This is a genomic window from Burkholderia sp. BCC0405 (genome assembly GCF_902833075.1).
Classification (GTDB): Bacteria; Pseudomonadota; Gammaproteobacteria; order Burkholderiales; family Burkholderiaceae; genus Burkholderia.
The window spans coordinates 87,483-104,529 of record NZ_CADFEO010000027.1 but is presented as its reverse complement, the minus strand read 5'-3'; the positions used below and the strand labels follow the sequence as shown (position 1 = coordinate 104,529).

The 17,047-nt window shown below is 63.5% G+C and carries 19 protein-coding genes; 17 read left to right on the top strand and 2 right to left on the bottom strand.

From position 1 onward, the window contains the following. Positions 1–5 precede the first annotated feature (5 nt). The 12 genes from infA (at position 6) to HWX36_RS32525 (ending at position 8,488) form a co-directional block, all read left to right on the top strand. Positions 6–224, top strand: coding sequence for a translation initiation factor IF-1 (gene infA / locus HWX36_RS32580; protein WP_004521905.1), 219 nt, complete (start codon positions 6–8; stop codon positions 222–224). A gap of 20 nt (positions 225–244) precedes the next feature. Next, positions 245–361, top strand: coding sequence for a 50S ribosomal protein L36 (rpmJ, locus tag HWX36_RS32575; RefSeq protein ID WP_004199844.1), 117 nt, complete (start codon positions 245–247; stop codon positions 359–361). 38 nt (positions 362–399) lie between these two features. After that, the gene (rpsM, locus tag HWX36_RS32570; RefSeq protein WP_006400641.1) at positions 400–765 is read left to right on the top strand and encodes a 30S ribosomal protein S13; all 366 of its coding nucleotides are present in this window, start codon (positions 400–402) and stop codon (positions 763–765) included. A gap of 28 nt (positions 766–793) precedes the next feature. Then, positions 794–1,195 carry a 30S ribosomal protein S11 gene (gene rpsK, locus HWX36_RS32565; protein WP_004197937.1) on the top strand — a complete coding sequence of 134 codons (402 nt, stop codon included), beginning with the start codon at positions 794–796 and terminating at the stop codon, positions 1,193–1,195. Positions 1,196–1,349: 154 nt separating this feature from the next. Continuing rightward, positions 1,350–1,973, top strand: a complete 624-nt coding sequence (gene rpsD / locus HWX36_RS32560) for a 30S ribosomal protein S4 (RefSeq protein WP_006477177.1) — start codon at positions 1,350–1,352, stop codon at positions 1,971–1,973. Positions 1,974–2,097: 124 nt separating this feature from the next. Next, the gene (rpoA, locus tag HWX36_RS32555; RefSeq protein WP_006477176.1) at positions 2,098–3,075 is read left to right on the top strand and encodes a DNA-directed RNA polymerase subunit alpha; all 978 of its coding nucleotides are present in this window, start codon (positions 2,098–2,100) and stop codon (positions 3,073–3,075) included. Between the two features lie 137 nt (positions 3,076–3,212). Continuing rightward, positions 3,213–3,608 (top strand): 50S ribosomal protein L17, encoded by a 396-nt coding sequence (rplQ, locus tag HWX36_RS32550; protein WP_006477175.1) that lies wholly within the window; start codon positions 3,213–3,215, stop codon positions 3,606–3,608. Positions 3,609–3,809: 201 nt separating this feature from the next. Next, on the top strand, positions 3,810–4,136 hold the full coding sequence (gene cutA, locus HWX36_RS32545) for a divalent-cation tolerance protein CutA (protein WP_011350680.1): 327 nt from the start codon (positions 3,810–3,812) through the stop codon (positions 4,134–4,136). Beyond that, positions 4,129–5,970 (top strand): protein-disulfide reductase DsbD, encoded by a 1,842-nt coding sequence (gene dsbD, locus HWX36_RS32540; protein WP_175957914.1) that lies wholly within the window; start codon positions 4,129–4,131, stop codon positions 5,968–5,970. Before cutA ends, dsbD begins: the two co-directional genes overlap by 8 nt. 122 nt (positions 5,971–6,092) lie before the next feature. Continuing rightward, positions 6,093–6,515: a transposase gene (locus HWX36_RS37715; RefSeq protein ID WP_279613409.1), complete on the top strand. Its 423-nt coding sequence runs from the start codon at positions 6,093–6,095 to the stop codon at positions 6,513–6,515. Then, positions 6,503–6,856 carry an IS66 family insertion sequence element accessory protein TnpB gene (tnpB, locus tag HWX36_RS32530; protein ID WP_205713959.1) on the top strand — a complete coding sequence of 118 codons (354 nt, stop codon included), beginning with the start codon at positions 6,503–6,505 and terminating at the stop codon, positions 6,854–6,856. Before HWX36_RS37715 ends, tnpB begins: the two co-directional genes overlap by 13 nt. A gap of 39 nt (positions 6,857–6,895) precedes the next feature. Continuing rightward, the gene (locus HWX36_RS32525; RefSeq protein ID WP_175957913.1) at positions 6,896–8,488 is read left to right on the top strand and encodes an IS66 family transposase; all 1,593 of its coding nucleotides are present in this window, start codon (positions 6,896–6,898) and stop codon (positions 8,486–8,488) included. Between the two features lie 266 nt (positions 8,489–8,754). Here the strand turns inward: HWX36_RS32525 and hemB are convergent, their stop codons facing one another. Both hemB and yihA read right to left on the bottom strand, forming a co-directional pair. After that, the gene (hemB, locus tag HWX36_RS32520; protein WP_175957912.1) at positions 8,755–9,753 is read right to left on the bottom strand and encodes a porphobilinogen synthase; all 999 of its coding nucleotides are present in this window, start codon (positions 9,751–9,753) and stop codon (positions 8,755–8,757) included. A 252-nt stretch (positions 9,754–10,005) separates the two neighbouring features. After that, positions 10,006–10,665 (bottom strand): ribosome biogenesis GTP-binding protein YihA/YsxC, encoded by a 660-nt coding sequence (gene yihA, locus HWX36_RS32515; RefSeq protein WP_175957911.1) that lies wholly within the window; start codon positions 10,663–10,665, stop codon positions 10,006–10,008. 214 nt (positions 10,666–10,879) lie between these two features. Between yihA and HWX36_RS32510 the strand changes: the two genes are divergently transcribed. From HWX36_RS32510 to msrQ, 5 genes are all read left to right on the top strand, one after another. After that, on the top strand, positions 10,880–11,533 hold the full coding sequence (locus HWX36_RS32510; RefSeq protein ID WP_175957910.1) for a c-type cytochrome: 654 nt from the start codon (positions 10,880–10,882) through the stop codon (positions 11,531–11,533). 232 nt (positions 11,534–11,765) lie between these two features. Further along, a complete protein-coding gene (locus tag HWX36_RS32505) occupies positions 11,766–13,988 on the top strand; it encodes a cytochrome c biogenesis protein ResB (RefSeq protein WP_175957909.1) in 2,223 nt (740 codons plus the stop codon). Positions 13,989–13,992: 4 nt separating this feature from the next. Further along, a complete protein-coding gene (gene ccsB / locus HWX36_RS32500) occupies positions 13,993–15,183 on the top strand; it encodes a c-type cytochrome biogenesis protein CcsB (protein WP_175957908.1) in 1,191 nt (396 codons plus the stop codon). A 158-nt stretch (positions 15,184–15,341) separates the two neighbouring features. Then, positions 15,342–16,337 carry a protein-methionine-sulfoxide reductase catalytic subunit MsrP gene (gene msrP / locus HWX36_RS32495; protein ID WP_175957907.1) on the top strand — a complete coding sequence of 332 codons (996 nt, stop codon included), beginning with the start codon at positions 15,342–15,344 and terminating at the stop codon, positions 16,335–16,337. A 20-nt stretch (positions 16,338–16,357) separates the two neighbouring features. After that, complete coding sequence (gene msrQ, locus HWX36_RS32490; RefSeq protein WP_175957906.1) at positions 16,358–17,044, top strand: protein-methionine-sulfoxide reductase heme-binding subunit MsrQ; 687 nt, start codon at positions 16,358–16,360, stop codon at positions 17,042–17,044. Positions 17,045–17,047 lie beyond the last annotated feature (3 nt).

Here is a 17,047-nt window from a genome sequence, read left to right as displayed (position 1 = left end):
GGACTATGGCCAAAGACGATGTAATCCAGATGCAAGGTGAGGTGATCGAAAACCTCCCGAATGCGACCTTCCGTGTGAAGCTGGAAAACGGCCATGTCGTGTTGGGGCATATCTCCGGAAAGATGCGGATGCACTACATCCGCATTCTCCCGGGCGACAAGGTGACGGTTGAATTGACGCCTTACGATCTGTCTCGTGCGCGGATCGTGTTCCGGGCGAAGTGATTTGAAAAAAGGGTATTATCATGAAAGTGATGGCATCGGTTAAGCGCATTTGCCGCAATTGCAAGATCATCAAGCGCAAAGGCGTCGTTCGCGTGATCTGCAGCTCGGATCCGCGCCACAAGCAGCGCCAAGGCTGACCGCGCGTTTGTTTGCGCTTTTTGTTTGAGGAAAAACAATGGCTCGTATCGCAGGGGTTAACATCCCGAATCACCAGCATACCGAGATTGGCCTGACGGCTATCTTCGGTATCGGCCGCACCCGTTCGCGCAGCATCTGCGTGGCAGCTGGCGTCGATTTTTCGAAGAAGGTCAAGGACTTGACCGACGCAGACTTGGAAAAGCTGCGTGAAGAAGTGGGCAAGTTTGTCGTCGAAGGCGATCTGCGCCGTGAAGTGACGATGAACATCAAGCGCCTGATGGACCTCGGTTGCTACCGTGGTGTTCGTCATCGCAAGGGCCTGCCGATGCGCGGTCAGCGTACGCGTACGAACGCACGTACTCGCAAGGGTCCGCGTCGTGCAGCGCAAGCGCTGAAGAAGTAAGCGGAACTGACAGTTACAGGAAAACGTAATGGCTAAGGCTTCGAACACCGCGGCGCAACGCGTTCGCAAGAAGGTTAAGAAGAACGTCGCTGAAGGCGTGGTTCACGTTCACGCGTCGTTCAACAATACGATCATCACGATCACCGATCGCCAAGGCAACGCTCTGGCATGGGCGACGTCGGGCGGTCAGGGCTTCAAGGGCTCGCGCAAATCGACGCCGTTCGCTGCCCAGGTCGCAGCCGAGTCGGCTGGCCGCGTCGCGATGGAATACGGCGTGAAGAATCTGGAAGTGCGGATCAAGGGCCCGGGCCCGGGTCGTGAGTCGGCAGTGCGCGCACTGCACGGCCTCGGCATCAAGATCACCGCGATTTCGGACGTCACCCCGATTCCGCACAACGGCTGCCGTCCGCCGAAGCGCCGTCGTATCTAAAGATGTGCTGGCACGTTCGTGCTAGCACATTGCCTGTCGCCGCTCAGCGTCGACGGGCGTTGCTTTTTTGATTGACTAAGCCCACCGTTCGCCCCAAAGGGAGCGGACTAGCGCGGATTTCGATCCGCGTGACTGATTGATAAAGGAATGCAAAGTGGCACGTTATATCGGCCCCAAAGCCAAGCTGTCCCGCCGTGAAGGCACCGACCTGTTCCTGAAGAGCGCACGCCGCTCGCTCGCCGACAAGTGCAAGCTCGACAGCAAGCCGGGTCAGCACGGCCGTACCTCGGGCGCACGTACGTCCGACTACGGTACGCAGCTGCGCGAAAAGCAGAAGGTCAAGCGTATCTACGGCGTGCTGGAGCGTCAGTTCCGCCGCTACTTCGCTGAAGCCGATCGCCGCAAGGGCAACACGGGTGAAAACCTGCTGCAACTGCTCGAGTCGCGCCTCGACAACGTCGTGTATCGCATGGGCTTCGGCTCGACCCGCGCTGAAGCGCGTCAGCTGGTGAGCCACAAGTCGATCACCGTGAACGGCGTCGTCGCGAACGTCCCGTCGCAGCAAGTGAAGGCAGGTGACGTCGTCGCGATCCGCGAAAAGGCGAAGAAGCAGGCGCGTATCGTCGAAGCGCTGTCGCTGGCCGAGCAAGGCGGCATGCCGAGCTGGGTTGCAGTCGATGCGAAGAAGTTTGAAGGCACGTTCAAGCAAATGCCGGAACGCGCTGAAATCGCAGGCGACATCAACGAAAGCCTGATCGTCGAATTGTATTCGCGTTAATCCGATTGACGGCCGAGGTACCCCGATTGCGTTGCGCAAGGAGGGGCCTCGGCTGTTTATTTTCTGGTTGTTACCGGTCAGCCTTATCGGTGTAACGAGCCGAGGGTATTGAAGAGGAAAGCCCATGCAAACCAGTTTGCTGAAACCCAAGATCATCGCCGTGGAATCGCTTGGCGAGAACCACGCGAGGGTGGTCATGGAACCGTTCGAACGCGGTTACGGCCACACCTTGGGCAATGCGCTTCGCCGCGTGCTGCTGTCGTCGATGGTTGGCTATGCGCCGACCGAAGTGACGATCGCGGGCGTGGTGCACGAGTACTCGACGCTGGATGGCGTGCAGGAAGATGTCGTCAACCTGCTGCTGAACCTGAAGGGCGTGGTGTTCAAGCTGCATAACCGTGACGAAGTGACGGTTACGCTGCGCAAGGAAGGTGAAGGCGTTGTCACGGCCGGCGATATCGAGCTGGCTCACGACTGCGAAGTCATCAACCCGAATCACGTGATTGCGCACCTGTCGAAGGGCGGCAAGCTCGACGTTCAGATCAAGATCGAAAAGGGTCGCGGCTACGTGCCCGGCAACGTCCGTCGCTACGGCGAAGACACGGCCAAGATCATCGGCCGCATCGTCCTCGACGCATCGTTCTCGCCGGTTCGCCGCGTGAGCTACGCTGTCGAAAGCGCACGTGTCGAGCAGCGTACCGACCTCGACAAGCTCGTGATGAACATCGAGACGAGCGGTGTGATCACGCCGGAAGAAGCGATCCGTCAATCGGCTCGCATCCTGGTCGACCAGCTGTCCGTGTTCGCGGCGCTGGAAGGCACGGAAACGGCAGCCGAAGCGCCGTCGCGTGCACCGCAGATCGATCCGATCCTGCTGCGTCCGGTGGACGATCTCGAGCTGACGGTTCGTTCGGCGAACTGCCTGAAGGCCGAGAACATCTACTACATCGGCGATCTGATCCAGCGCACGGAAAACGAGCTGCTGAAGACGCCGAACCTCGGTCGCAAGTCGCTCAACGAGATCAAGGAAGTGCTCGCTTCGCGCGGTCTCACGCTGGGCATGAAGCTCGAGAACTGGCCGCCGGCTGGTCTCGACAAGTAAGCCCGGTTGTTGCTGTAGTTGGCAAAGATGCGGATTTTCCTTTAAAATCCGCATCTTGCTTTTTTCGTTACCGGCCCGTGCACCCTTCGAGGTGCGATAGAAGAGCTGGATCAAAACTTTGAATCAAGGAAACTGAAATGCGCCATCGTCATGGTTTGCGGAAACTGAACCGCACGAGCAGCCACCGTCTGGCTATGCTCCGTAACATGTCCAACTCGCTGATCGAGCACGAAGTCATCAAGACGACGCTGCCGAAGGCGAAGGAACTCCGTAAAGTCGTCGAGCCGCTGATCACGCTCGGCAAGAAGCCGTCGCTGGCAAACCGTCGCCTGGCGTTCAACCGCCTGCGCGATCGTGACTCGGTGGCGAAGCTGTTCGACGTACTCGGTCCGCGTTTCGCGAACCGTCCGGGCGGCTACCTGCGCGTGCTGAAGTTCGGCTTCCGCGTGGGCGACAACGCACCGATGGCACTGGTCGAACTGCTCGATCGTCCGGAAGTCGACGAAACGGAAAACGTGCAAGAAGCTGAGTAAGCTTCCGGTATGCAGCAGTATCTGAAAGGGGCCGAGCAATTGCTTGGCCCTTTTTGTTTTTTCGGCGCCGGCTGCGATCGATTGCCGCAGGGCGGTGCCGGCAGCGTTGCGCGGGCTGCGCTACGATACGGGCAGCCGGCGCGCTCCCCAGGTGGGCAATCCGCGTCGGCAGGAGCCGATAGACCAGCCAGGAGGGCGCGGATGATAGTGGTGCTGATGCTGACGACGGTGCCCGATGCCGAGACCGCCAAGGTGCTCTCAGACGGTGCGCTCGATGCGCGGCTTGCCGCGTGCGTGTCGGAGCTCGGTGCGATCAAGTCGCGCTATCACTGGCAGGGCAAGGTCGAAACGGCCGACGAGATCCAGTTGCTGTTCAAGACGAGCCCCGTGCGGGCACTCGAACTGGAGCGATTTATTCTCGCGCATCATCCTTACGAAACGCCCGAAATCGTCTCGTGGCAGACGACGGCATCGGCCGCGTACGGTCAGTGGGTGACGAGCGAAACTCAACGTCTATTTCATGTTTAACGGTATGGCGCTTCCCGTGCGCGTGCGCGCGCTGCGGTTCCTTGCAGTCCTGTTGTCGTTCATGCTTGTGCTGGGCGGTATGTCGTTCGCGCGCGCGGCCGACGATTTCCTCGATCCGTCGGTTGCGTTCAAGTTCAGTGCGAGCGAATCGCCGGGGCAGGTGGACGTCCGCTTCAAGGTCGCCAACGGCTATTACCTGTACCGCGAGCGGTTTGCGTTCGCGGTGAAGAACGGCCAGGCGACGCTCGGCGATCCGCAATTCCCGGCCGGCCACGTGAAGTTCGACCAGACGTTCCAGAAAAACGTCGAGACCTACCGTGACGAAGTCGTCGTGCACGTGCCCGTCAAGCAGGCGTCGGGCCCGTTCGAGCTCGCGGTGACGTCGCAGGGGTGCGCGGACGAAGGCATCTGCTATCCGCCGGCCGAGCACGTCGTGAAGGTCGATGGTGCCGCGCTGGGCGCCGCTTCGTCGTCCGGCGATACGGCTGCCGCGGGCAGCTGGTTCGACAAGGTCACGAGCGCCGATTTCGCACAGTCGCTGCTTGAAGGGCATGGTTTCTTCACGATCGTCGCACTGTACTTCGTCGCGGGCGTCGTGCTGAGCCTCCTGCCGTGTTCGTACCCGATGATCCCGATCGTGTCGGCGATCATCATCGGCCAAGGGACGCGCGCGACGCATGCCCGCGGCTTCGCACTGTCGCTGACCTATGTGGTCGGCATGGCGCTGGTCTACACGGTGCTCGGCATCGCCGCGGCGCTGGTCGGCCAGAGCCTTGGTGCTTGGCTACAGAACCCGTGGGTGCTCGGCGCGTTCGGCGTGCTGCTGACAGCGTTCGCCGTCTCGCTGATTTCAGGCAAGGACATCGCGCTGCCCGCGCGCTGGCAGAACGGTGCGGCCGAAGCATCGAGCGCGCGCCAGGGCGGCCATTTCGTTGCGGTCGCGGCAATGGGCGCGCTGTCCGCGCTGGTCGTCGGCGCATGCATGACGGCGCCGCTGTTCGCGGTGCTCGCCTTCATCGCGCACACGGGCAATGCGCTGCTCGGCGGTGCCGCGCTGTTTGCGATGGGGTTGGGGCTGGGCGTGCCACTGCTGGTCGTCGGCGTCGGTGCCGGGACGGTGCTGCCGCGCGCCGGTGCGTGGATGGATGGCGTGAAGGTGTTCTTCGGCATCGTGCTGCTCGCGGCCGCGCTGTGGATCGTGTGGCCGGTGCTTGCCGGTGGCCTGAAGATGGTGCTCGCCGCGTTGTGGCTGCTGATCGCGGCTGCTGCGCTCGGGCTGTTCACGCCGAATGCCGGCGCCACGTCCATCTGGCGTCGCCTCGGCCGTGGCGTGGGCGCCGCGCTCGCGATCTGGGCGGCCACGCTGCTCGTCGGCCTGGCTGCGGGGTCGACCGATCCGGTGAAGCCGCTGGCGGTGCTGGCGGCACGCACGGTTGCGTCGGGCGGCGCTGCGACGGCAGGCGCGGCCGCAGCCGGGCCTGCATTCGCATCGGTGCGCTCGAGTGGCGAACTCGACGCGCTGCTGAAGACGTCGGGCCAGCCCGTGATGCTCGACTTCTATGCCGACTGGTGCGTGAGCTGCAAGGAGATGGAGCATCTGACGTTTACCGACGCGCGCGTGCAGGCGCGGCTCGCGCAGCTTCACCTCGTGCGCGCGGACGTCACCGCGAACAACCCGGACGACCAGGCGCTGCTGAAGCGTTTCAACCTGTTCGGGCCGCCGGGCATCATCTTCTTCGATCGCAACGGCAACGAGATCGGGCGCGTGGTCGGCTATCAGGCCGCTGAGACGTTCCTGCGCAGCCTCGACCGGGCTGCGGTCCCGACGGTATGACCTGCCTCTGTAGGGTGTGGGCCGGTGGCGAACCGGTGGTAAGCGACTCGGCCCGACCGTTTCCCGATGCTGATTTTGCTGGCGCATGATAGTCGCGTTTAGATTGACGGAGACGGTCAGCTATGCCGAATGCAGCGCGCCCGGCCCATCGCACGTATGCGCGGGAATTCAAACAGCAAGTGATCAGGGAAACGTTGGAACCAGGCATGTCGGTGTCGATCGTCGCGCGGCGGCACGACATCAACGCCAACGTCGTGTTCGGGTGGCGCAAGCAATATCGGGAAGGCAAGCTGGAACTGCCGGGACTCGAAGCTGCGCCGTCGGCCATGACAGGCACGGAGTTGCTGAGCGTTGACGTGATCGATTCGGTGTTGATGCTGCCAGCGCCGCAGCCTACGGGAAACGCGACGTCGAAGGTGACAAGCGGCGTACCGATGCCGACGCCCGTGTGCGAGATCGAGGTGGAGATCGGCAAGCGGCGCGTGAAGATTCGCGGCCTGTCTGCTGAGCGGGCCGAAGCGTTCCTGCAGGAATGCCTGAAGTGATCACATTGCCGGCCGGCACCCGCATCTGGCTTGCTGCGGGCGTCACGGACATGCGCTGCGGCTTCCAGGGGCTTGCCACGAAGGTACAGGCGACGCTCGAGGAGAATCCGTTGTGCGGCCATGTGTTCATCTTCCGCGGACGTCGAGGCGATCTCGTGAAGCTGCTTTGGGCCACCGACGACGGGCTCTGGCTGCTGTCGAAGCGATTGGAACGCGGCCGCTTCATCTGGCCGCAAGCCGATGGCGGCAAGATCTCGCTCACGGTCGCGCAGTTGTCGATGCTTCTCGAAGGCATCGATTGGCGGCAGCCCCGCCGTACGGCACCTCTGTCGATGCTGTAGGTGTTGTAAACCGCTCGGGAGGCTCGTAAACTCCGGCACATGCCGAATCTCGACGATCTGCCCGACGATGTCGCTGCACTGAAGGCCATGCTGGCTGAGGCTCGCGCGTCGGCCATCGAACGGGAACTCGAGATCGAACAGCTGCGCCGCGACATCGCCGCAAGCGATCTCGAGATCACACGGTTGAAGCTCCTGATCGACAAGCTCAAGCGAATGCACTTCGGCCGCAAGTCGGAACAACTTGCCCGAGAGATCGAGAAGCTTGAGCTCCGGCTTGAGGATCTGGCCGCAGGCAGCGGTGTCGCCGACGTTCAGCACACAAAGGTCCGACGAGAAAGGTCCACGACTAGCAGCGATCCGGCCGTACGTGAGCCGCTGCCACCGCACCTTACGCGAGAAGATCGCGTGCTCAAACCGGATTCGATCTGCCCCAAGTGTGAAGGTGCTATGCAGTGCCTCGGCGAGGACGTCTCGGAACAGCTCGCCCGTGTTGCGGCGATGTTCAAGGTGATCCGCACGATCCGGCACAAGACGGTCTGTCCGGCCTGCGGCCACATCGCGCAGCCACCGATGCCGGGACTGCCGATCGAGCGCAGTATCGCGCATCCGAGCTTGCTTGCCGACATTCTGGTGTCGAAGTACGCAGATCATGCGCCGCTGTACCGACAATCGGAAATTGCGGCGCGCGACGGGGTGACGCTTGACCGCGCCAGCATGGGGCGCTGGGTAGGTCAGTGTGAAGCGCTCTGCCGCCCGCTGACCGACGCGCTGTGCCGGTACACGATGGCGGGCACGAAGCTGCACGCGGACGACACGCCGATCCCCGTGCTCGCGCCAGGCAACAAGAAGACGAAGACCGGGCGACTCTGGGTGTACGTGCGCGACGACAGCCGTTCGGGTTCGACGGAGCCGGCTGCGGTGTGGTTCGCGTACTCGTGCGATCGCAAAGGCATCCATCCTCAGACGCATCTCGCCGGATTCGAAGGCATCCTGCAAGCCGATGCCTACGGCGGCTTCGACGAGTTGTACGTAAGTGGCAAGATCCGCGAGGCTGCTTGTTGGGACCACGCGCGGAGAAAGTACTACGAGATCCACGCGAGCACACCGACGGACGAGACCCAGAAACTGCTCGAGATGATCGGCGAGTTCTACGGCATTGAAACCGACATCCGCGGCAAGCCGCCCGATGAACGGCAGCGCGTGCGGCGTGAGAAAAGCAAGCCGCTGCTGGACGCCTTCGAAACGAGAATCCGGGCCAAGCTCGCGACGCTGTCGCGCAAGTCGGAGCTGGCCGGCGCGATCCAGTACTCGCTGAATCACTGGACTGCGTTGACGCTGTTCTGCGAGGATGGGCAAGCCGAGATCAGCAACGCGTTGGCAGAAAACGCCCTGCGTTGCGTGAGCCTCGGGAGAAAGAACTTCCTGTTCGCTGGTTCCGACAGCGGGGGTGAGCGGGCCGCCGCGATGTACAGCTTGATTGGGACGTGCAAACTCAATGGCATCAACCCGCGCGCCTATCTGGAATACGTCTTGACCCACATCGCTGATCACGTCATCACCCGCGTCGACGAACTGCTGCCTTGGAATGTGGTCGACAAGCTGACGTCGGTCAGCTCGCATGGCACTGCCTGACTGCTTCATAGATCCAGATAGATCGTGCCCATGATCCACGATCGTGGGCACGATCTCACGTGATCCTCACGGAACTCCCCAAGCTCTCACATCACGCCCCATGCGCGCGCGAATATGGAACTGGTCGCGCCGAGCCGCTTACAACCGGTGTGCTTGCGTGGCATGAGCTGACGGTCGACAAGGGCAGGCGGCCCCGACCGACGGCAAAAAAAACGGCGGGACACCGAAGTGTCCCGCCGTTTTTCTTTCCGCCTGCCGGCGGGCAATCAGCGTTGCGCTTTCAGCAGACGCGCAGCGTCGAGCGCGAAGTACGTGAGCACGCCGTCGGCGCCCGCCCGCTTGAACGCGAGCAGCGATTCCAGCACGACCTTGTCGTGGTCGAGCCAGCCATTCATCGCGGCGGCCTTCAGCATCGCGTATTCGCCGCTCACCTGGTACACGTAGGTCGGGAAGCGGAACTCGTCCTTCACGCGGCGCACGATGTCGAGGTAGGGCATGCCGGGCTTGACCATCACCATGTCGGCGCCTTCGTCTATGTCCAGGCGCACTTCTCGCAGCGCTTCGTCGCTGTTCGCCGGATCCATCTGGTAGGTCATCTTGTTGCCCTTGCCCAGGTTGGATGCCGAGCCGACCGCGTCACGGAACGGGCCGTAGAACGCCGACGCGAACTTGGCCGAATAGGCCATGATTCGCGTGTGGATATGGCCGTCGCTCTCCAGCATTTCGCGGATCGCGCCGATGCGGCCGTCCATCATGTCCGACGGCGCGACGATGTCGACGCCGGCTTCCGCCTGCGCGCGCGCCTGGTCGATCAGGATCTCGATCGTGTCGTCGTTGATCACGTAGCCTTGCTCGTCGAGCACGCCGTCCTGGCCGTGGCTCGTGTACGGATCGAGTGCGACGTCGGTCAGCACGCCGAGTTCGGGGAAGCGCTTCTTCAGCTCGCGCACCGCGCGCGGGATCAAGCCTTCCGGATTGGCCGCCTCGCGGCCGTCGGGTGTTTTCACCGACGGCTCGATGGCCGGGAACAGCGACAGCACGGGCACACCCAGTTCGACGCACTGCTCGGCGACCTGCATCAGCAGATCCACGGACACGCGTTCGACGCCGGGCATCGACGGCACCGGCTGCCGTTCGTTGGTGCCTTCGACGACGAACACCGGATAGATCAGGTCGTCGGTGGTCAGGCGGTTTTCGCGCATCAGGCGGCGGGAGAAGTCGTCGCGGCGCATCCGGCGCGGACGATGAAGCGGATGGAAGCTCATGGCGATTGGGTAGAAATCAGGGCAGTAAGACCTTACGGAACCCTTAGGTCATTTTCGGGAGCGTTGGTATATGATAGCGATCGAGCGGCACGCGTCGCGTGCAGCTCCCCGCTTCTCCTCCCTGAGCGGGTGCCTGTCGTTTTTCGATTAGGCTGTTTGACCCGCCGTTCAACGGCGGGTTTTTTTATGAGCCGGCCGAAACCGCAGGCGCCGTCAGGTGCGCGCCGCCGATCTTGGCCGCGCGTTGCCCGATCATTGTGCTACAGGCTCGCTTTTTTCGTCGGCGGCGGACGGCCGCACCCAGCTCTCGATCAGCTCGTGCGCCTCGTCGAGCCCCGTGCGCTTCATTGCCGAGAACAGCTGAACCGTCAGCTTGCCCTGGACACCCTGGTCGCGATACGCATCGAGCCCCTTTTGCGTGGCCCGCAGTGCGTTGATGCTTTCCTGGCGCGTCAATTTGTCGCACTTCGTCAGCAGCGTGTGGATCGGCTTGCCGGTCGGCACGAACCACTCGATCATGCGGCGATCGAGGTCGGTCAACGGACGGCGCGAATCCATCATCAGGATCAGGCCGCAAAGCTGCGAGCGGGTCGCAAGGTAGGACGACAGCAGCATTTCCCAGTGCGCCTTGGCGGCACCGGGCACCTCCGCATAGCCGTAGCCGGGCAGGTCGACGAGATTCGCGACGGGCTCGGCGGCCGGGCCGACGGAGAAGTAGTTGATATGCTGCGTGCGGCCGGGCGTCTTCGACGCGAAGGCGAGCCGCTTCTGGTTGCACAGCACGTTGATCGCCGTCGACTTGCCGGCATTCGAGCGGCCCGCGAACGCGATTTCCGGCTGGACCGTCGGCGGCAGGTCGCGCAGATGGTTGACGGTCGTGTAGAAGCGGGCTTGATGGAGCAGAAAGGCCATGGGAACCGGAAGGACGGGCGGCGCGAGCCGCTTGGTGGAGGCGGGGTAGCCCCGATAGGCGCGGGAGCTTTCAACACGATATTGTACAATACGGCGGTTTTACCGAAGGCTACCGGGCGCCTGCCTCGCGCTTTTATGTAGCTTCTGCGGTAGACTGAACGCCGTCGTTTTTTGCAGAACCTCAAATTCCCACAAGACGAAACAGGGTGTGCGAATGAATCGACTGTGCAAGTCTCTGATGGTGCTTCAGGTTGCAGCAGGGTTCGTAGGTTTCGTAGCGGAGGCAAACGCGGCGGATGCGGCAAAGCCGGATCTCGACCGTGGCAAGGCAATTGCCGGGCAGGTTTGTGCGTCGTGTCACGGCGCCGACGGCAATAGCGCGTCGGGCAGTTTCCCGAAGCTTGCCGGCCAGCATCCCGAATATCTGGTCAAGCAGTTGAACGACTTCAAGACGCAGCCGGGCGCGAAGGGGCCGATGCGGTCCAACGCGGTCATGGTCGGATTCGCGAGCGCGCTGAGCGCGGACGACATGCGTAATGTCGCCGCGTACTACGGGTCACAGACGACGAAGCTCGGCACCGCACGCGATGCGGCAACCGTGCCGATCGGCCAGAAGATCTATCGCGGCGGCATCGCGGAGAAGGGCGTACCCGCCTGCGCGAGCTGCCACGGGCCGACAGGGCAGGGGATTCCGGTCCAGTACCCGCGCCTGTCGGGGCAATGGGCCGATTACACGGTCGCGCAGTTGACCGCGTTCCAGCAGGGTGCCGGCGCGCGCAACAACAACGAGGCGATGCATCAGATCGCATCGCGGCTGTCGGACAACGAGATCAAGGCCGTCGCGGACTACATCGCGGGCCTGCGTTGAGCGGTCAGCCGCGAATGGAATGACCGGGCGCCCGAAGGGCGGCCGGAGTCAGAACAAGAAAAGGGTGGGGCGCCGCACTGTTGCGGTCGCCTTACCCTTTTTTGTTGTCAGCACTCGCCGGGCCGAACCAAGCCGAGCCAGGATGAAGCGGCATGCTGGAAATGGGGGGGCTGCGCCCCCCAAAGCGAACATAGAGAGCGTCGGGGGCTGTTTCCCCTTAGTCGGAGTTTGAATGAGCGTTACCACGTCGGGGTTGCAGTCGAAGTCGGGTCAGGGTGTGTCGAAGCGTGCGGTCGAGCTGCTGAGCTCGATGCGCTTCGCGATTGCACTGCTGGTGGTGCTGTCGATTGCGAGCGTCATCGGCACGGTCCTGACCCAGGACGATCCGTATCCAAACTACGTGAACCAGTTCGGGCCGTTCTGGGCGGACATCTTCCGCTCGCTCGGCCTGTACAGCGTGTACAGCGCGTGGTGGTTCATGCTGATCCTGATCTTCCTCGTCGTGTCGATCTCGCTGTGCGTGATCCGCAACGCGCCGAAGATGCTCGCCGATGCGAAGAGCTGGAAGGACAAGGTTCGGGAAGGCAGCCTGCGCGCGTTTCACCACAAGGCCGAATACACGACTTCCGGCACCCGCGCGAGCGTCGCGGCGACGCTCGCCACGTTCGTCACCAAGGCCGGCTACAAGCACATCGTGCGCGAGAACGACGGCGCGACGCTGATCTCCGCGAAGCGCGGTGCGATGACCAAGTGGGGCTACATCTCCGCGCACCTGGCGATCGTCGTGATCTGTCTCGGCGGCCTGCTCGACAGCAACCTGCCGATCAAATTCCAGATGTGGATGTTCGGCAAGAGCCCGGTCAACACGAGCGCGACGATCAGCGAGATCTCGCCCGACCATCGCCTGTCCGCGTCGAACCCGACGTTCCGCGGCTACGCGTGGGTGCCCGAGGGCCAGTTCGTGTCGACCGCGATCCTGAACCAGCCGAGCGGCTCGCTGATCCAGGACCTGCCGTTCTCGATCCAGCTCAACAAGTTCATCGTCGACTACTACACGACGGGCATGCCGAAGCTGTTCGCGAGCGACATCGTCGTGATCGATCGCGAGACCGGCCGGAAGATCCCGGCGCGCGTCGAGGTCAACAAGCCGTTCACGTACAAGGGCGTGTCGATCTACCAGTCGAGCTTCCAGGACGGCGGCTCGCAGATGCAGATGACGGCCTATCCGATGACGGGCAGCAACGCGAAGACCTTCCCCGTGAAGGGGACGATTGGGAGTTCGGCGCCGCTGCAGATGCCGGGCAACGACGGCGACACGATCGAGTTCTCCGATTTCCGGGCGATCAACGTCGAGAACATGGCTGACGCGAACGGCAAGCCGGACGTGCGCGGTGTCGCGACGACGAGCTCGCTGAAGGAAGTGTTCGACGAACGCCTCGGCTCCGGCGCGAAGACGTCGAAGCCGACGCAGCTCCACAACATCGGTCCGTCCGTGCAATACAAGATCCGCGGCAAGGACGGCCAGGCGCGCGAATTCAACAACTACATGCTGCCCGTCGACATGAACGGCGAGCGCGTGTTCCTCGCCGGCGTGCGTGCGAGCCCGAACGACCCGTTCCGCTACATGCGGATTCCGGCCGACAGCCAGGATTCGATCGGCGAATGGATGCACCTGCGCGCCGCGCTCGAGGATCCGTCCGTGCGCGCCGAAGCCGCCGCGCGCTTCGCGCAGCGTTCGCTGCCGGGCACGGACGCATCACTGCGCAGCCGCCTGCAGGACAGCGCATTGAAGGTGCTGACCCTTTTTGCTGCGAGCGACGACAGCGTCGGCCGTGGCGCCGACGGCCAGCCGATCGGCGGCTTCCAGGCCGTGGCGACGTTCATCGACCGCTCGGTGCCCAAGGCAGAGCAGGAGAAGGCAGCGAGCCTGCTGCTGCGCATGCTCGAAGGCTCGATGTGGGAGGTCTGGCAGATCGCGCGCGAGCGTACGGGCGAGCCGGCCGCGCAGCAGGGCGCCGACACGATCCGCTTCGTGCAGAACGCGATCAATGCGCTATCCGACAGCTTTTTGTATGGATCGCCGGTCTATTTGCAGCTTGACTCATTCAAGCAGGTGCAAGCTTCGGTATTTCAGTTGACGCGCGCACCCGGCAAGAATCTGGTGTATCTTGGCAGCCTGCTGCTGGTCGCCGGCATCTTCTCGATGTTCTACGTGCGCGAGCGGCGCCTCTGGTTCTGGCTGAAGGACGCCGGCTCGGGCGTCGATGTGGTGATGGCAATGTCCACGGCCCGCAAGACCTTCGATTTCGAGAAAGAATTCGTGCAGACGCGCGACGCGGCCGGTGCCGCCTTGCACGCCGCACCTCGCGACGCCGCGCCGGCCGGTGCGGCATCGACGGCCCGCCCGCCTGCCGGCGGCGGTTCCGGTTCCGATTCCGAGAATTCCACCCGGTAACATCATGGATCTCACGCAAGTTTCCTCTTCCCATCGGGCGTCGGCCCAGGCGCCGGTGACGGCGCCGCTGTTCGACGACCGTCCGTTCCTCGCGCGCCTGTCGTTGCTCGACTGGCTGTTCGCACTGGCGCTCGTGGTGGGCGCGGGCTATGCGCTCGTGCACTACAACGCGCACATGGATTACTACGACAAGGCGGTGATGATCGGCACCGTTCCGGCGCTCATCGCGCTCGGCTGGCGCTGGAAGCCCGCGCGGCTGATGATGGCGTCGATCACCGTGCTGGCGTTGCTGTCGATCCAGATCTACCAGGGCGATCTCGCGCGCGCCGATTCGGCGTTCTTCCTCAAGTACTTCCTGTCGAGCCAGTCCGCGATCCTGTGGATGAGCGCGCTGTTCGTGCTCGCGACGATCTTCTACTGGATCGGCTTGCTCGCGCGCTCGGAGTCCGGCGCCGCGATCGGCCAGAAGCTCACGTGGGTCGCCGTGCTGATGGGCTTCACCGGCCTGATGGTGCGCTGGTACGAGTCCTACCTGATCGGGGCGGACGTCGGGCACATTCCGGTGTCGAACCTGTATGAAGTGTTCGTGCTGTTCAGCCTGATCACTGCGCTGCTCTATCTCTATTACGAAGGCCACTACGGCACGCGCGCGCTCGGCGCGTTCGTGCTGCTGGTGATCAGTGCGGCCGTCGGCTTCCTGATGTGGTACTCGGTCGCGCGCGATGCGCAGCAGATCCAGCCGCTCGTGCCGGCGCTGCAGAGCTGGTGGATGAAGATCCACGTGCCGGCGAACTTCATCGGCTACGGCAGCTTCGCGCTGTCGGCGATGGTGTCGGTCGCGTACCTGATGAAGGAACGCGGCGTGCTCGCCGATCGCCTGCCGACGCTCGAAGTGCTCGACGACGTGATGTACAAGTCGATCGCGGTCGGTTTCGCGTTCTTCACGATCGCGACGATCCTCGGCGCGCTGTGGGCCGCCGAAGCATGGGGCGGCTACTGGAGCTGGGACCCGAAGGAAACGTGGGCGCTGATCGTGTGGCTCAATTACGCGGCGTGGCTGCACATGCGCCTGATGAAGGGCCTGCGCGGCACGGTGGCCGCATGGTGGGCGCTCACGGGCCTGCTCGTGACGACCTTCGCGTTCCTCGGCGTCAACATGTTCCTTTCCGGGCTGCACAGCTACGGCAAGCTGTAAGATTTCCGCTGTTCGTCCGACCATGAGACCGCCGGCGCACTGCGTGCCCGGCGGTTTTCTTTTGTAACGGGCGGGCGGTCCGGGCGTCGAACGGCGCAAGGCGGGTCGGGTCGAACGCTCATGAAGCTGCGCGCGGCGCATGCAGGAGGAGCAGCACGATGTGGATCAAACGCCCTTTGCGGAACGTACTGACCGGCGGCGATATTGCGCCCGGCGAAATCACGCCGCGTGCGGTGTTCGAGAACCGGCGGCGCGTATTGCAGGCGGCCGGCCTCGCGGCGGCCGGCGGGCTGCTCGGCGGCAGCGGCGCGGCGCTTGCCGCCTATGCGTCGCCCGACGCGCGGGCCGCGAAGCTCGCGGCGAAGACGAATCCGAAGTTCGTCGCGACCGACACGGTGACCCCGTTCAAGGACATTACCTCCTACAACAACTTCTACGAATTCGGCACCGACAAGCGTGACCCCGCGCAGAACGCCGGCACGCTGAGGCCGCGCCCGTGGCGCGTGAGCGTCGAGGGCGAGGTACTGCATCCGAAGGTGTTCGATCTCGACGAACTGCTGAAGCTCGCGCCGCTCGAGGAGCGCGTGTACCGGCTGCGCTGCGTCGAAGGATGGTCGATGGTGATCCCGTGGATCGGCGTGCCGCTGTCAGAGCTGATCAAGCGCGTGCAGCCGACCGGTAACGCGAAGTACGTGCAGTTCATCACGCTGGCCGATCCGTCGCAGATGCCCGGCCTCTCGACGCCGGTGCTCGACTGGCCGTACTCGGAAGGGCTGCGGATGGACGAGGCGATGAATCCGCTGACGCTGCTGACGATGGGCGTCTACGGGCAGGTGCTGCCGAACCAGAACGGCGCGCCGGTGCGGATCGTCGTGCCGTGGAAGTACGGCTTCAAGAGCGCGAAGTCGCTCGTGAAGATCCGCTTCGTCGACAAGCAGCCGAAGACGAGCTGGAACACGTATGCGTCGAACGAATACGGCTTTTATTCGAACGTGAACCCGAACGTCGATCATCCGCGCTGGAGCCAGGCAACCGAGCGGCGCATCGGCGAGGACGGCTTTTTCACGCCGAAGCGCAAGACGCTGATGTTCAATGGCTACGGCGACCTGGTCGCGTCGATGTATCAGGGCATGGACCTGAAGAAGAATTTTTGAGGGCGGCGGTGAGAAACGACATGCCCCCTTCGACGCTGACTTCGGCGCCCACCGCCGGCGCGGGCCCGGCAGCACGTGCCGCACGGCGCGGCGCGGTCCGTCCCGCCGCGCAGCGCTGGCTCGCACCGGCCAAGGTGCTGGTTTTCGCGGCCGGCCTTTATCCGCTCGCGCGTCTCGTGCTGTTCGGGCTGACCGACCGGCTCGGCGCGAATCCGATCGAGTTCATCACGCGCTCGACGGGCCTCTGGACGCTCGTGATGCTCTGCGTCACGCTCGCCGTCACGCCGCTTCGGCACATGACGGGGTTCACCGCGCTGCTGCGCTTTCGCCGGATGATCGGACTGTTCGCGTTCTTTTACGCGACGCTGCATTTCACGACCTACCTGTGGTTCGACAAGTGGTTCGACGTGGTCGCGATCCTGAAGGATGTCGGCAAGCGCCCGTTCATCACGGTCGGGTTCGCCGCATTCGTGCTGCTGATTCCGCTCGCGGCAACCTCGCCGCGTGCCATGGCGCGCCGGCTCGGCCGCCACTGGGCGACGTTGCACAGCGCGATCTATGCGATCGTGCTGTTCGGCCTGCTGCACTTCTGGTGGATGAGAGCCGGCAAGCACAATCTCGCGCAGCCGAGGCTTTATGCGGCAATCGTGGCCGCGCTGCTCGGCTGGCGGCTCATTGCATGGGGATGGCGGCGCGTGCGCGCATGATGG